Origin of the sequence: Pseudomonas sp. TAE6080, assembly GCF_018732265.1 — a bacterium.
Classification (GTDB): Bacteria; Pseudomonadota; Gammaproteobacteria; order Pseudomonadales; family Pseudomonadaceae; genus Aquipseudomonas; species Aquipseudomonas brenneri.
The window spans coordinates 150,648-164,633 of record NZ_JAHIDY010000004.1; the positions used below are offsets into that span (position 1 = coordinate 150,648).

16 protein-coding genes are annotated in these 13,986 nt (G+C 65.9%); all 16 read right to left on the reverse strand.

Annotated features, from left to right (window positions below):
* Nucleotide 1 precedes the first annotated feature (1 nt).
* Nucleotides 2–1,522: a conjugal transfer protein TraG N-terminal domain-containing protein gene (locus KL786_RS05350; RefSeq protein ID WP_019726345.1), complete on the reverse strand. Its 1,521-nt coding sequence runs from the start codon at nt 1,520–1,522 to the stop codon at nt 2–4.
* A gap of 15 nt (nt 1,523–1,537) precedes the next feature.
* The gene (locus tag KL786_RS05355) at nt 1,538–1,894 is read right to left on the reverse strand and encodes a hypothetical protein (protein WP_009459645.1); all 357 of its coding nucleotides are present in this window, start codon (nt 1,892–1,894) and stop codon (nt 1,538–1,540) included.
* On the reverse strand, nt 1,891–3,267 hold the full coding sequence (locus KL786_RS05360; protein WP_425311487.1) for an integrating conjugative element protein: 1,377 nt from the start codon (nt 3,265–3,267) through the stop codon (nt 1,891–1,893). Before KL786_RS05360 ends, KL786_RS05355 begins: the two co-directional genes overlap by 4 nt.
* Before the next feature lie 27 nt (nt 3,268–3,294).
* Nucleotides 3,295–4,242 (reverse strand): TIGR03756 family integrating conjugative element protein, encoded by a 948-nt coding sequence (locus KL786_RS05365; protein WP_019726343.1) that lies wholly within the window; start codon nt 4,240–4,242, stop codon nt 3,295–3,297.
* Nucleotides 4,239–4,685 (reverse strand): TIGR03757 family integrating conjugative element protein, encoded by a 447-nt coding sequence (locus KL786_RS05370; RefSeq protein ID WP_009459649.1) that lies wholly within the window; start codon nt 4,683–4,685, stop codon nt 4,239–4,241. The genes KL786_RS05365 and KL786_RS05370 overlap by 4 nt, the downstream gene beginning before the upstream one ends.
* A 161-nt stretch (nt 4,686–4,846) precedes the next feature.
* Complete coding sequence (gene radC / locus KL786_RS05375; RefSeq protein ID WP_009459650.1) at nt 4,847–5,341, reverse strand: RadC family protein; 495 nt, start codon at nt 5,339–5,341, stop codon at nt 4,847–4,849.
* A gap of 175 nt (nt 5,342–5,516) precedes the next feature.
* Nucleotides 5,517–6,281: a DsbA family protein gene (locus tag KL786_RS05380; protein WP_009459652.1), complete on the reverse strand. Its 765-nt coding sequence runs from the start codon at nt 6,279–6,281 to the stop codon at nt 5,517–5,519.
* A gap of 13 nt (nt 6,282–6,294) precedes the next feature.
* Nucleotides 6,295–9,162 carry a conjugative transfer ATPase gene (locus KL786_RS05385; protein ID WP_019726341.1) on the reverse strand — a complete coding sequence of 956 codons (2,868 nt, stop codon included), beginning with the start codon at nt 9,160–9,162 and terminating at the stop codon, nt 6,295–6,297.
* Nucleotides 9,162–9,602, reverse strand: a complete 441-nt coding sequence (locus KL786_RS05390) for a TIGR03751 family conjugal transfer lipoprotein (protein ID WP_009459662.1) — start codon at nt 9,600–9,602, stop codon at nt 9,162–9,164. Before KL786_RS05390 ends, KL786_RS05385 begins: the two co-directional genes overlap by 1 nt.
* The gene (locus KL786_RS05395; RefSeq protein ID WP_009459664.1) at nt 9,583–11,001 is read right to left on the reverse strand and encodes a TIGR03752 family integrating conjugative element protein; all 1,419 of its coding nucleotides are present in this window, start codon (nt 10,999–11,001) and stop codon (nt 9,583–9,585) included. Before KL786_RS05395 ends, KL786_RS05390 begins: the two co-directional genes overlap by 20 nt.
* A complete protein-coding gene (locus tag KL786_RS05400; protein WP_009459665.1) occupies nt 10,991–11,896 on the reverse strand; it encodes a TIGR03749 family integrating conjugative element protein in 906 nt (301 codons plus the stop codon). The genes KL786_RS05395 and KL786_RS05400 overlap by 11 nt, the downstream gene beginning before the upstream one ends.
* Nucleotides 11,893–12,582, reverse strand: a complete 690-nt coding sequence (locus KL786_RS05405; RefSeq protein ID WP_009459666.1) for a PFL_4703 family integrating conjugative element protein — start codon at nt 12,580–12,582, stop codon at nt 11,893–11,895. The genes KL786_RS05400 and KL786_RS05405 overlap by 4 nt, the downstream gene beginning before the upstream one ends.
* A complete protein-coding gene (locus KL786_RS05410) occupies nt 12,579–12,977 on the reverse strand; it encodes a TIGR03750 family conjugal transfer protein (RefSeq protein ID WP_009459668.1) in 399 nt (132 codons plus the stop codon). The genes KL786_RS05405 and KL786_RS05410 overlap by 4 nt, the downstream gene beginning before the upstream one ends.
* A gap of 11 nt (nt 12,978–12,988) precedes the next feature.
* On the reverse strand, nt 12,989–13,348 hold the full coding sequence (locus tag KL786_RS05415) for a TIGR03745 family integrating conjugative element membrane protein (protein ID WP_009459670.1): 360 nt from the start codon (nt 13,346–13,348) through the stop codon (nt 12,989–12,991).
* Nucleotides 13,349–13,364: 16 nt separating this feature from the next.
* A complete protein-coding gene (locus KL786_RS05420; RefSeq protein ID WP_009459672.1) occupies nt 13,365–13,598 on the reverse strand; it encodes a TIGR03758 family integrating conjugative element protein in 234 nt (77 codons plus the stop codon).
* Complete coding sequence (locus KL786_RS05425; RefSeq protein ID WP_009459674.1) at nt 13,595–13,978, reverse strand: integrative conjugative element protein, RAQPRD family; 384 nt, start codon at nt 13,976–13,978, stop codon at nt 13,595–13,597. Before KL786_RS05425 ends, KL786_RS05420 begins: the two co-directional genes overlap by 4 nt.
* Nucleotides 13,979–13,986 lie beyond the last annotated feature (8 nt).

Genomic DNA, 13,986 nt, shown 5'->3' on the forward strand with positions numbered 1-13,986 from the left:
GCTACTTCAGCTTACCTCCGGTAAGGGCCCCAGCGCCCTTACCGCCTGCTTGGCCGGCACTCTTGCTGCCATCCGAAAGCCCTTGGATGACGTGTCCAGCCCGAATCCCAACCCAAGTAAGGCTCGCAAGCCAAAAACCCGGCAAGACCAGGAACATCGTGCCCATGACGAACATCAGGAGCAGGTCGCCAAAGGCATTGTTCAACCCCACCAGCGGATCGAAGTTAGTGTGCGGCCGGTTCCAGCCGAAGCCCCACCCATAGAGCGCATCGAGGATGGTGCTGTCGATCCAGCGAGCGAGTTGGAACCAGAAATCGGTGAAGAACAGCGCGAACTGCACGACGCTGACGGTGACGACCGTCTTCAGGTCATAGGTGCCGACGACCAGCACGAGCGGGATGCAGATGACCAGCGCCATCTTGAGCAAGGCAAGCACCATGGGCAGCGCCTGGCGCACCACGTCCATGGCAGGGAATGCGGCAAGTGCCCCGACCGCCATTCCTACGTCCCCCGTGGCCCGCGTCACGATGTTCGGCAGGGTCTTGTCGATCTGGCCGCCGTAGTCGGTATAGACCGAACCCTGGTTGAGCTTCTGCTGTCGCGGTGACGCGATGGTACGGACCACCGAATCGTCCACCTCGGTACGGCTGAGGAACCCGGCCCAGCCCGCCAAGCGATTCAACAGGCTGGGGTCCACCTGGCTCAGCAGCCGTGCTCGCAGGCCGTTGCTGCCATCGGCCCACCACTGCCTGCAAGTCGGGTAGCCGCCGCCACTGGCCACCTGCGCAAGCCCTGCGTCGCGAGTGTCGTCATAGGGCCATGACTCGCGCGCCGTGCTGGAGCGGTAGCTGTCGTAGTAGCCGCCGGTGTCCGTGAAAAACCTCGAACCGATCCATGTCACGTCGTTCATTTGAGCTTCGTCCAGCTCCGGTCGCGCCATGAACAATTTAGCGCGTGCTGGCCCGTAGCAGTCGTGTGTGAAATCGGCCACTTCCTGAGCCAGCACCGGGTCGTTGATGCGGGTAGCGTCGATCTCCATGCGCATCTGTCGCAGGTCTGTTCCGCACGGGATCGCTGCCACCGAGGCACTGGTGACGGCGCGCGAGAGCGCGTGCATGAATGCCCACCAGACCGGCACCTTGGCACTCTGGTTGTTGATGGTGCTGAAGGACTGGGACCAGCCGGTATCCGTGGGCTGCGGCACGCTGACCTGGCATTGAGCCGAGCGCGAGCTGTCGTACTGAATGGTGTTGAGGTCCACGTCGATGAAGGGGATGCCGGCGAACATCACGACCACGATGGCGACGAACACCCGGTTCTCAATGCGTGCGGCCGAGAGCACGCCCTTATTGCCTTCGTCTGCACCCTCCCCACGGGCCTTGAGCCATTCCTGCACGATGATCGCCACGAAGGGCAGTGCGAATACCCCGCTGGATACCAGTACCGCCCAGATGCCGTTGTTGACGATCCAGGAAACCAGGGTCAGGTAGTACTCCAGGTAGTCGGTCGCGAAAAGCGTCATGGCTCGGATCTCCCCTCAGCCCTGCATCAACAGGCTGGCTTCAAGCGCCACGATGGCAACGACGCCGGCGATCTCGCTGCGCACCAGGCGGCGCCGCGCTTGCGCGTCGTCCTCGCGCGCCAGCAGTCGGCGACGCATCCAGACCCAGCCGTAGGCCGTCGCGCCGTACAGGCACAGCCGCCAGACCAGGAAGTAGCCCGCTGCTGCCGCCAGCCAACGCTCCCAGCCTGCGACGCTTCCGACGAGGTAGATGCCAACGATGTTGGCGCACACGGCGACGGCCGCGAGTACCACCGTCCACAGCAGCGCCTTTGCTGCGCGCCGGCTGAACAGCCAGCGCGGGCGCAGCCAGGCCGCACGCATCGGGCTCATGGCCGGCCTCCCGGATTGCCCTTCTGCAACTGATCGAGGCGGTCAGGCACCGGATCGCCTTCGTAGATCCCACGCGAGCCCGCCGCGCGCGTGCCGTGGCGCTGGATGATCGCCATGGGCGAATTGTTTGCCAGCTCCCGGCGCAGCTCCAGCTCGGTCTTGAGGTTGCGGATCTCGCGATCGAGCGTGTCGCTCTCGTGGTTCACAGCTTCCACGGCGAGCTGGTTGGCCGCCACGTTGGGCTCTTTCTTGCCGGTCAGCAGCGTGCGTTGCAGCAGTAGCGCTTTCTCCAGCACCGACGCCAGCGCAACCTCGGACGCCAGGCGCTGCGACAGCAGGTGCTGGTCCGGCTCGTCGCGCAGTGCCTCGATCACTCCGCGTGTGATGGGCAGCGACGCGCTGCCGGCCTCGCGCAGGTTTTCGGGCGTCGTGTTCTTCGCCTTGGAGACCAGGTCCTGGAGCGCCTGCAGCTTGGCATCGTACTCATCCTGGATCAGCGGCGTCAGCCCGACGCCGGGCACCGTCTCCGTCTTGGTGCAGGCGTCGCAGGTGCGCTGCTCCTTCTCGCCGAGCACCCGCGTCGCCCACTCGACGGCCGCTTGCGGCGTGGTCCAGGTCTGGCACGACAGGCTCGCGCAACTTGCCGGTGCGATTGCCGATGTGTCGGTCACACCGCGGCCATTGACCAGGTTGTAGCCCGCGCGGGTGACGTCGCCGACCACCTTGATCGCGGGCTGACCGGAGCCGCCGGCATTGCTTCCCCCGACCCAAGGCACGCCGTCGTTGCCACGGCGCGTCTCGGCTTGCTCGACGGCCGAGACGGCATCCGTGCTCGAAACAGCATCGCGCAGTGCCAACCCCTCTGCCATCTGGCTCCAGCCGAGCTGGCCGCCGGCCGTTTCGGCCATCTTTTCGGCCATGGCGCGGCACGTCAGCTTCGAGCGGTCGAAATCCAGCCGCGCTTGCAGAACGCCGTTGGTGAGCAGGTTGTAGAGGCCCGGATCAGCCCGTTGGATGATCAACGCCGGCAGGGAGGCCACAGCACTCGTAGCACTCTGGATCACCGAGGACATGATCTGCTGAAAGCCATTGGTCACGCCGTTGAGCTGATTTTTCAACGTGGTCTGGATGCTCATGTCACCGCAGATCAGATTGCTGTTCCAGCCGACACCCACGCCGAGCGAGCGCATGCCGGCTGCGCGACCCATCGAAACGGCGCTGCCGCCGCCGATGGAGTACATGACGTCATCGCCGATGACGTTGCCGCTGGTCTGGTAGCCCAGTTGGCCCCAGGCCACGCCGCTTGCCAGAACCAACGCGCCGGTGAGCGCCAAACAGATCCTCTTGCCACGAGCCGGAGGGGAGAACTGCATAGAGTCGAAACGCTTCATCGCGGCACCTCAAAGGAAATCAACGCTTCCAAGGAACACCTGTCCACGGCGTTCGCAGCAGGCATACGGCCGCCACAGTGCCCAGGCGTAGTCGCCTTGCTGGGCCTGGGTCAGGAAGCCGGTGCGTGGGAAAACCGTGCAAGACGAGGACAGGACGGGCGTGAGTTCCTGCCACTTGCCAGTCGAGGCATCACCCTCCATCAGCGCGCCGGCGGGCCAGTAGCCATCGCGGGCGTTGGCAAGCAGCGGCTGGTACACGTGCAACTGCCCCCGGCGAGTGACGATATCTCCCGCACGCTGGGCCACCACGGCCCCCGATTTGTGGTCGTCGGTCTGGTGCAGGAAGCCGCCGCGGGGATACACGTTGCCCCAAAGGTTCATCGTGGTGCGTGCGCCGACCTCGCGCATGCCGGGAATCAATGCCTCCGGGTAGGCCATCTCGGGCACGTTGTAGCGCCAGGCAAGCGTGTCCAAGGTGCTGAGCAGATACGGCATGAATGCCGTTCCTGCGCCCTCGCAGAAGTAGCCCGAGGACGAAACAAACTGGTTGAACACCTCGACGCCGGGATGGCCGATCACGTCGGCGTTCTTGAATTTCGCAAGATTGTTTTCGTGATCCTCGTTCGTCGTTCCATCGCCCCCCGCTTGGGCGGACGGATTGGCCGTACTCATCGCCCGGACTTCGACCCACGGGTTCTCGCCCGTGTTGCTGTAGCTGGAGACGACCGCATCGGGGATGTAGTGGCGCACCTTGACAGAGGTGCGCACCGTGCATCCTCCCCAGGTGCAGTAGAGCCAGTAGCAGATACCTACCACCCGGTACTCCAAGCAATCGGGCGAGGCCACCGAGGCAACGATGGCGGTGGTGTTCAAGGCGTAGCTACCCGTGGCGCTGAGCAGCAGCAAGGAAGCCACGCCGGCCCGCATGCGGCGCATCAGGTCGAATGGTCGCGTCATGGCTGGGTCCTCCGACGCTGCTCGATGCGCGCGACAGCGCGGGCCACATCCGGCTCGCCATAGACCACGTAGCGCTGATCCACCACGACAGCCGGGATGCTGGTGATGCCCAGGCTCCATGCGTCGGTGACGCCCTGGTATGCGGAAGCGATGCGGCGCTGTAGGTCGGCGCCGCCTTGGCTCAGCCGACGCTTGACGGTGGCCGCCGCCTGTTCGGGGGCGGCGGGCAGTTCCGCAGAAAGCTCCGCTTCAATCCGGCGGGCTTCGTCCAGCTCGATCAGCCGCTCGCCGCCCATGGTCTTGACCGGGTGGTGGCTGTCGGTGACGACCAGTACGTCGGCTGCGAAGGCGACGGGGCTGAACACGGCCAGGGACGCCGGCAGCGCCACGACGAGACCAAGGGTTCGCCAGCCCGACGCGAACGTGGAAAAGGATGCCGGCATGTCGCGTGCCCCGAAAGTTGATCAGGGCCATAGTCAAACGCGAACCCGATGCCACCCCAACAAACAATGCGCATCGCGGGCTGCCCGCATACCTGCTTGTCCCGCGCCATAAAAAAACGGAGGCCGAAGCCTCCGCGGGGATCAATGAAGCAATGCGACCGTTACAGCAGGCCTGACTCCGCAAAGGAGAACGGGGAACCTTGGCCTACGATGATGTGATCCAGTACCCGTACATCGATGAGCGCCAGCGCGGCCTGCAGTTGCTGGGTCAGCACACGATCCGCGCTCGACGGCTCGGAGATGCCCGAGGGGTGCTGGTGCGCGAAGACCACCGCGGCGGCGTTCAACTCCAGCACACGCTGTACGACGACACGTGGATAAACAGAAGTCGAGTTGATCGTGCCCCTGAACAATGGCTCGTAGGCCAGCACCTGGTGCATGCTGTCCAGGAACACAGCGGCGAATATCTCGTTGGGTTCAGCGACCAGTTTCACGCGCAGATAGTCCCGCACAGCGGCCGGTCGGCTGAGGCACGGTCCAGCTTTGAAAACCCGCCTCTCCAGCAGCACGATGGCTTGCTGGATGATCCAGTCCTCGTGTTGGGCAGCGGTGACGGAAAGCGACTCCGGGCAGGAGTCGTTGACGACAAAAGACATGGCGAACCTCCAGACGGTGAGATCGGAGGGCGCGCGCCCTAGGAGGGCCAGCCCTCCTAGGGAACGAACAAGGTGCATCCATCACCGCGGCAGCGGCGATCGTTCGCGACCAGGATGCGAGGCGAACGGGTTGCGGTCAGCGCAGCGGACTGCGCCGTAGCCTTGAAGACCGGGGCTACCTGGGCATGTCGCCGACGACGTCGGCAGGCATTTCGGATGTGGGTGTGCCGGTCGGACCGTCAGCCGTCAGCATGTCCATGGCAGACAACAAGGCGTCGCCCTCGATTGGTCCCTGCAGCAGGATGGCCTGGCCCGTCTCGCGATCAAGCAGACGCAGTGACGGTGTGGCGGTAACGCCGCTCTTGGTGGCTTCCGCGGCCTGGGCGCGGATAGCGGCACTGGACCTTTCGCTTGACATGCACTGCTCGATGGCTGGCGTCGATTCGGGGTAGCGCAAGCCATCCGGCAAGCCCAGGCCGTCGCTGCGCGTGTGGGCATAGACCCATTCGACCGCCTGCCAGAACGCGGCATGCCCGCCAGCTTCGGCTGCGCATTCGGCCAGACGTGCCTCGGCCGACGCGGCCGGCTCGTGCGCGGCTAGCGGCTGGTGGTGCCATTGCAGCGCCACGTCGGCGTTGGTGCCCACCCACCGTTTGAGCTGCGGAAAATATTCCCGGCAGAACGGGCACTCCAGGTCGGCATAGAGCGTCAGCGTGAAACGGCCTTTGGGGTTGCCCATTAGCCAGGGCGGCCCGGCCACCGGTGCCATGCTGACCGGCGTGGGCGGCTGCGGCGGGGATTCGCCGGGCGACCTCGGCACAAGCCAGATCAGCAGCAGCGCGACCAGCACAGCAACCAATGCCCAGGGCCAGCGGGGCCGCCCGTTGCGGCGGCGGAACGCCTGGACCTGCATCGGAATGGAAGGACGTTTCTGTTCCATGGCGTTCTCCGTCTTACGACAGTTCCAAGGCCGGCGACTCGATGCCGCGCGCCTGGTCGATCTTCTCGGCCACCTTGAAGGCCGCTTCCAGTTCGGTGCAGCCGTAGTGCTGCATGAGCTGGTAGCGCTCGGCCTTCTCTTCGGGTTCGGTCTGCGCCAACGCCAAGTACAGGCTGGGCGGCACGGCACGGAACAGCACTTCCATGCTCTTGGAAAGGATGACGCCCTCGGTGAACTTGCCCGCTTCTTTGCGCGCCGAGAGCATCAGCGCTTTCTGCGCGGGCGAGAGTTCGCGGAAGCGTGCAATCTTCTCGACCTCATCGGGCGGCATCGACAGGCAGATCCACCACTCAATCATGTTGAGCATGGGCTCCGCGGCACGCGGCAGATCGTCGATATTTTGTGTAGCCAGCCAGAACCAGGCCCCTAGCTTGCGCCACATTTTTGTAATTTTTACAACGTAGGGCGCGAGCAGCGGGTTCTTCGTGATGATGTGGCCTTCGTCGGTCACATTGATGATCGGACGGCCCAGGTACTGGTCGCGCTCGGCGATGTTGTTCACCGTGCTGATCAGGCTGATGTAGGCGATGGAGAGCTGCGCGTTGTAGCCCTCCCGGGCATAGGTCGCGAGATCCACCAGCGTGATGTCGGCCTCGGGCCACGGCGTGCCATCGCGATCGAACATCTCGCCGTCCGTGCCTTGGCAGAACATGTCCATCGCGTCCGCCATCTCCAGCAGCCGCACGCGCCGCATCTCGGGCAGCGTCGGGTCCTGGCCGCGCGTGCGCAGCGCGTTGCGCACGTCGCGCGTGAGCACCGTGCGTTTCTCGGCCACGCAGTGTTCGGCGGCATCGAGGATGCACTGGCGGATCAGCGAGCGATCGGCCCGCGTCATCCGGGCTTCTTCCTTGTCCTCGCCGCCTGTGATCATCAGCCGTGCCGTGATCTCCAGTTCACCCAGCACGTCGCGCTGCTCGTCCTCCTCCATGACCGAGGAATCGGCTGGCAATTCTTCATCCAGTGCATCGGCATCAAGCGTCTGCACGTTGCTGGGCGTTTCGATCAGCCGGCGAGCGTCGGCGAACGGCGCCAGGCTGATGCCTGAGCCAGGAGCCAGCTTGACCCGGTTTACGGTCAGACCCAGGCGCTTGGCGAAGTCGCTGAACAAGCCGAAGCTGTTGCCGGCTTCCACGATGAACAGCCGCGGCCGGTAGATGGCCGTGACCTGATTCAAGAGGTTGTTGAGCGTTGCGCTCTTGCCCGAGCCGGTGGGGCCGAATAGGAACAGATGGGCGTTCATCTGCCTGTCCAAGCGGTTCAGCGGATCAAACGTGATCGGCCCGCCACCGCGGTTGAAGAACGTGTTGCCCGGATGGCCCGTACCCTGGCTGCGTCCCCACGCCGGCGAGAGATTCGCCACATGCTGGGCGAACATCAGTTGGGTGAACCAGTTCCGCCGATCCTGCGCAGGGTTGTAGCAGCACGGTAGCCAGCGCAGGTAGCTGTTGAGCGGCGCAACTTCATCGTCCTCGCGCACGGGCTGCAACCCCGCGTTGAGCATCACGTTGGCGAGGTCCAGGCCGCGCCTGTCAAGCTCGGCTTCGTCGCGCCCGCGCAGATAGAAGGCCAGCGTGCCGCGGTAGAGCTTGTGCGCGCTGCCGATGAGCGAGCGCGCCTCCTGCACATCCTTGAGCGTCTGCTCCGATGCCAGTGTTTCGCCGACAGCCTTCTTCGCCAGGTGATTCAGGTGCGATTCGAGGATGTCCTGGGGCGTCGCCACCATGGTCAGACACATCGTGGTGTCTTCGGGCATCTGATCGAAAAGCGTGTTGATCGCATCGCCCTTGCGGGTTTCGCCAGTCAGGTGTCCCGTACCGGGCGGCATGCGTAGTCGGTCGGTGACCAGCACACGGTGCGGCATGCCGTCGAAGTACCAGGTACCGTGCCCGGCATCGGAGCGAGGCTGACCGAAGAACAGCCGTTGGCTGAAATCCCGACCACTCGCCAGCTCGATCTCGCCTTCCTCCACCTCGTCGGGATAGCGGGCCAGCGCATAGAAGCGCTCTCGATTCTCAGCGCTTGGCCCGAGCATCGTTGGGCGTGGGTTGAACCACCGCAGCAACCAGTCGTGAACATCGGCCGCGACCATGCGCCGGGCCTGGATGCCGGCGTTCGCCAGGCCGCCGCAAAGGCGATCGCAGACGATGTTCAGCATTTGCTCGGGTGTCTGGCCACGGCGGTTCGCCTGGCCGGTGGCCCGGCGATAGACCACCATGCGCACGCGCCGCGTCTGGCCGCGCCAGCGCAACCGCGTGACCACCGTGTCCTCGAACAGGCCGCCGGGCTTGGCCACCGCGCGCAGGTGGTGGCCGAAGAAGCGAAGATAGAACTCGGTGAAGGCTGTGCCGCGAGCGCGCGGCTGCACGTAGTTGCGCAGGGTCTGCATGTACTGGTCGAAGCTGGGTTCGTCCTGGGCGTAGAGCTGGAGCACCCAGGGGTTCTCGTCCAGCTCATCGAACGAATCCTGGAGCGCGTTTTCGAGCGCATCGCGGGCATGCGCGAGCCAGCCAGGCTCCCGACCTTCGGTGCCCAGCGGGACCAGCTCGTAGAAGGCTGCGACCGATTGCCCGTCCTCCAGCAGCATGGACTTCGACGGCGGCAGGAACTCCACCCACGGCAGCAGCTCCGCGAACGACTGCGCGACGTCGTACAGCGCCTGCTCGTCCGCCACGGTCGCCGGCTTGCGGCCCTGGATCGTCGCTCCGGGTTCGGCGATGCCGGCTTGGCGCAACGCCTCGACGTGGCGCTGCCAGCCGTCCGGCTGCTCGTCATTGCCACCATCGGATGCAGCCAGCTTCGGCCAAGGGAGTTTCCAGCGCATCAGTAGTCCTCCACGCGCTCGCCCGGCATGGCGTACTGCACGCGCTGGTACAGGGGGAAGACTGTCGTGTAGCCCGGAACAGGCACGGGGTCGGTACCCGCCAGGTGCGGGTACACATACATGACAAGATCGGGGTTCGGGAGGCGGTGGAACTGGCGATAGACCTCGTTTCGCGCCGTGCGCGTGTAGCGCATCTGTTCGGCGGGCGCGGCCTCCACGTCGGCCTCGGTCAGCGGCCGGCGCAGGCTCTGGCGTGCATCGAGCAATTGCCTGCGCGCCACCTGGCCGGCGCCACCGCTGCCGTCGCCGGCGTTCTGCTGCCAGATGTCCATCATCGTGCTGTCGCCGTGCGGGAGCAGCTTTTCCTTGCTGGTGGCACAGCCGCCGAGCACCGCGACGGCGAGGGCCAGCGCCAGGCCCTTATTCAAGTTCGAGAGCATGGCTTTCTCCTGCGCGGTGATCGACCTTGCGGCCTTCGGGATCGAAGTCGATGGCAAGCGGCTTTTCGAGGTGGACGGCGACCTTCGCGCCGGGCTGGACATAGACGGCGGCGAAGGCCTGGCCGTATAGCTTGTTCACCCAGTCGGCCATGTCGCGCACGCCACCGGCCAGGATGCGGCCCACGGCTTCATTGCCCGAGATGCCGACGCTCCCGATGGAGCCGTCGGCGCCGACGTAGGACATCTGGCCGCTGTCGCTGTCGATCAGCGAAGCGACGCCGGCACCGGCGGCGGTAATCAGGGCTTGCGAGCCGAGGTACTGCTGGGCGTTGCTGCGCCGCTCCCCGCTGACGCAGGGAATGCCGTATGGGTCGCTGATCCAGCCCAGGCCGTCTCGCTGCTGGTTGTTCTGCTGGTTGCCGTCGCGGTCTTCGGGGATGGTGCGGATCGTGCCGTCGTGGAAGACGAAGGTGATGCTGCGCACCTGGCCGCGCACGCACGAGAGCGTCCAATCTCCCGATGCGGTGCCGCTGAACACGGCACCGGCCACGTCGGGAATGTCGATGCCATTGGCGGTCAGGTTGTCCGGTCCGACCAACACCTTGAAGGGGTATGGATCGTTAACGGTTCCGTCGATCGGCACGCGGCCGATCAGCGCCGTCATCGCCACCGACCCCATCAGCGTCGAATTGGTCGGTACGGTATAGACCGCCTTGGCGCTCTTGACGCCTGCTGCGCGTGCGCCCGCGTTCGCCACGGTTTCCGCCGTGGTTTCCAACGTGCTCTGCGCGGGGCCGAAGCTCGTCGGGAAGCTCATGCCGCTACCCGTGCCACGACTGCTGTTCCGCCCCTCGGCCTTCCTCGCATCGTCGGGTTCGACCCATCGCACGCCGCCTTCCATGCCGGCCTCGTCGCCGTCGCGCAGCCCCAGACCCACCGGCAGGTCGGCATGGCCGCCGCCACGTCCGCCGATACTGTCCAGACGCCGCTGCAGGTCGGCAAGCAACCCTTCGGTCTGCTGGCGCGCGCTGGCTGCCTGCTCTTGGTCGCGACGCAGGTTGGTACGCTCGGAGTCGAGGGCCGAATTGATGCGCTGATCAATGGAGTTCTCGCGCTGGCGCAGTCGCTGGTTTTCTTCGCGCTGGGATTTGTTGTCCGAGAGCGCGGTCTGAAGCTCGGTGCGCAACTGCTTCACTTGGGCAACGAGCGTCGCCACGGTGTCGCGCGGGGTATCGCCCTCGATGCCCAACGCCTTCATTTCCGCTGGCGTGAGCTTGGCACCGGCATCCGCGGCCGGTGGCGCCGAACTGCTGCCACCCGAGAACAGCCGGATGGCAACGAACAGCACCAGCAAGGCAACCGGGACCATCAGCCACTTCAGGAGTCCATTACTGCGCATGGCGGGCCTCCTTGCGGTCTTCCGGTTGCGGGAGATGCACGGCCGGGTCGAAGCGGTTGATCGCCGGTAGCAGCGATTGCGCCAGGCCGCGCCCGCGCGTCACCAGGTACAGGACGGTCGTGTCCTCGGGCGTGCCACGCGGGCCAAGTGCCTCGTGTTGGAAGGTGGCGGTGAGGAAATCGCCTTGCAGGATGCGCGGATCGAGAGTGATCCAGCCGCTGCTGTTGTTGGTCAGTCGCACGGCAGTGACCCACTGGTCTTCCAGACGCCACGACGCGAGCGCGACCGCGCGCACGGGCAGCGTCGGCATCAGCGTGCCGAGGTCGAGGTCACGACGCAGGTTCACCCGCATGACGCCGGGCAACGGCTCCACAGTGCGCAGCGGAGCGTAGAGGTTCTGCGCGGCGAAGCGCGTCAGGACAACCGGCACCGGGGTCTCGCGTCGCGCCGCCCGCGCACCTGCCTGGTCCTGGGCGCGCGCCGGAGCTTCGTTGTCATCGCCGGGCTGATCGCCATAGCGCGCCGGGGTGCTGTTGCCCTCGACGATGCGCACTGGTTCCAGCTCGGCTTCGCCGTCCTTGGCTGGCTCCGCCGCAATGTCCAGCAGGATCAGCGCGCCCGTGTCGGCGTCCTGCAATTGCAGCCGCGTGGGCTCGATCGGCTCGCTGGCGCGCAGGTACACCGCGCCGCCCGCGCTCTGCACCCGTAGGCGCTCGCCGACGCCCGAGGGTACGCCCACGCGGACGTTGCGGTCGATGAACACGATACGCTCCTGGCCGACCTTCAGCGGCACCGCCAACGGCATACGTTCCCAGCGCAGGATCTCCACCGCCTGGACAGCAGGAGCCGCGGCCACGGCCAACAGCCCCAGCAGCGTGAGTACAGGATGCTTCATGGGGTTTCTCCTTGGGGCGCTTGCGGAGACAGGCCACCAGACGCCGGGCGCGTCGGCTCCGGCGTGCTGATGCGCTGGGGCGCGCCCTCATAGCAGTCGAGCGCCAGGCCGAACGGGTTGCGGGCAGGATCGACGTCCACCCGCGTGACCTTCACGGGATAGCGCACCAGAGCGCGCTTGACTTGCTCGGCGCCGTAGTACTCGTCGGCGGTGATGTCCAGCGTCACTACCCAGTCGCGGTCGGAAACCACGCGCACGCGGGCCGTGGGGTCGTCGCCGTAGCCGCGGCCGGGGATTTCGTAGATGCCGCGCACGCGCTGGCGCAACTCGCCCGTGCTGCGGCGGTAGTCGTAGTCCGCGCGCAGGAAGGCCTGGCAGGATGGGGTGAGGTACGGCGAGAGCGTGTGGAGGTTGCGCGCGTAGTCCTCTTCGCCATTCGTCGGCCAGCGGTTGAGCGTCTGGAACACGTAGAACGTGAACGCATAGACCGATTCGGGCGGCACTTCCCACCACTTCCTGGTACTGCCGGAGCGCAGGTCAGGCGGAACGTGGATGGTCAGATCGCGGGGAGCGCTCCACCAGCCGCCACCCATGACCAGGGCGACGATGATCAGGGCGCCAGCACCCAGGCGAAGCGTCTTGATGTGCGCCTGCAGGTGGGTGATCTCGTTCTTGAAGCGGCTCATCGTGCGCTCCTTCGGGTGGTCCAGAAGCCGGAGCGCGAGATCAGCACATGGCCGCCTACCCAGCCCGCCATCAGCGGATGGCGTGTGGCAATGCGCCATTGCAGTTGCCGATACAGCCAGGTGTCGGGACGCCCGCGCTTGAGGCGGCGAAGAATGCCGCCGCCGATGAACACGCCGAAGGCCACGCCCAGGACGACGAACGTGGGTGCTAGCGCGATCGTGCGGAACACCCACGACAGCGGTGCGCCGACCAGCAGACCGGCGGCGCCGGACAGGCCGCAGCAGATCCACAACTCGTCGGCGGTGAGACCGCGCACCACAACGGGATGTCGATTGAGCCGGTGCGGAAGGAACGTGACCGTCCCGTCCGCACGGACGTGCTGCTGCTCGGACATACCGGCCTCGCTTACAGGATGCCGGTGGCTTCGGTGAGCAGCCAGATGCCGATCACGAGCAAGACGGCGCCGATGGCGACCGTGAGGCCGAACTGGCCCCACGTCTTGCGGCCTGTGTGGATTTCCGCGTAGGTCCCGTAGGCGTGGTAGCACACGCCGATGAACATGGACGCCACCACCAGCAGAGCCACGAGCATGATGATGTCGTAGCCGTAGTTGCGGATCGTTTCCATGATGCCGTTGCCTGTGCCGCGGGTCGGGTTCTCCAACTGCGGCAGACCCTGCGCGAACGACAGGGCGGGCAGCGCTGCGGTGCCCAGGGCCACGGTGGCGCGCTGGGCAAGACGGGAAGTGAGGATGCAGTTTTGCATGGTCATGCCTTTCAGGTCAGGAGAGGAGGAAGAAAGTCAGGACGAGGTACATCGCGACGAATCGGATGCAGACGCCGAGGAACTGGCGCTGGTTGAGGCGGCTTTCGGACCACCCCACGTAGGCCGTTCGCATGGCCCAGACGCCCCAGACGAGCAGGACCGCGAACACGACGCCGACCAGGACGGTCGCCATCGCTGAAGGCGCGATGCCGCTGTTGGCTTGAAATGCCGAGACCTGGGCGCCGTTCATGGCTTGCCCTCCGTGGTCGTCGGCGGTGATGGCGGGACGACCCGCTCCGTGCGGTAGTCGCCGATCAGTTCGGAGGCGTCGCGCGGCTGGGCGCGCGACGGTGTGAGATGGGCCTGGATGCCGGCGCGCACGCGCGCCAGGTCAGCCAGCAGCCTCGGGTAATCGAAGTGGTAGCGCTCGCCCGGCTGGATGGGGGCATGCGTAGCGCTGTCGGCGACGGTGCGCTCCAGCGCGTCGAGCTGGCGCAGCGCTGCGACCAACTCCTGACGCTGCGCCGGGGACTCGGCCAACGCCATCGAGGACTGACCCAGTACAAGGGCCGTCACGAGAAAAGTGGGCACGCCGCGATGCGCGGCGCGCAGCCAGATCGGAGCCAACATCGCGCCAT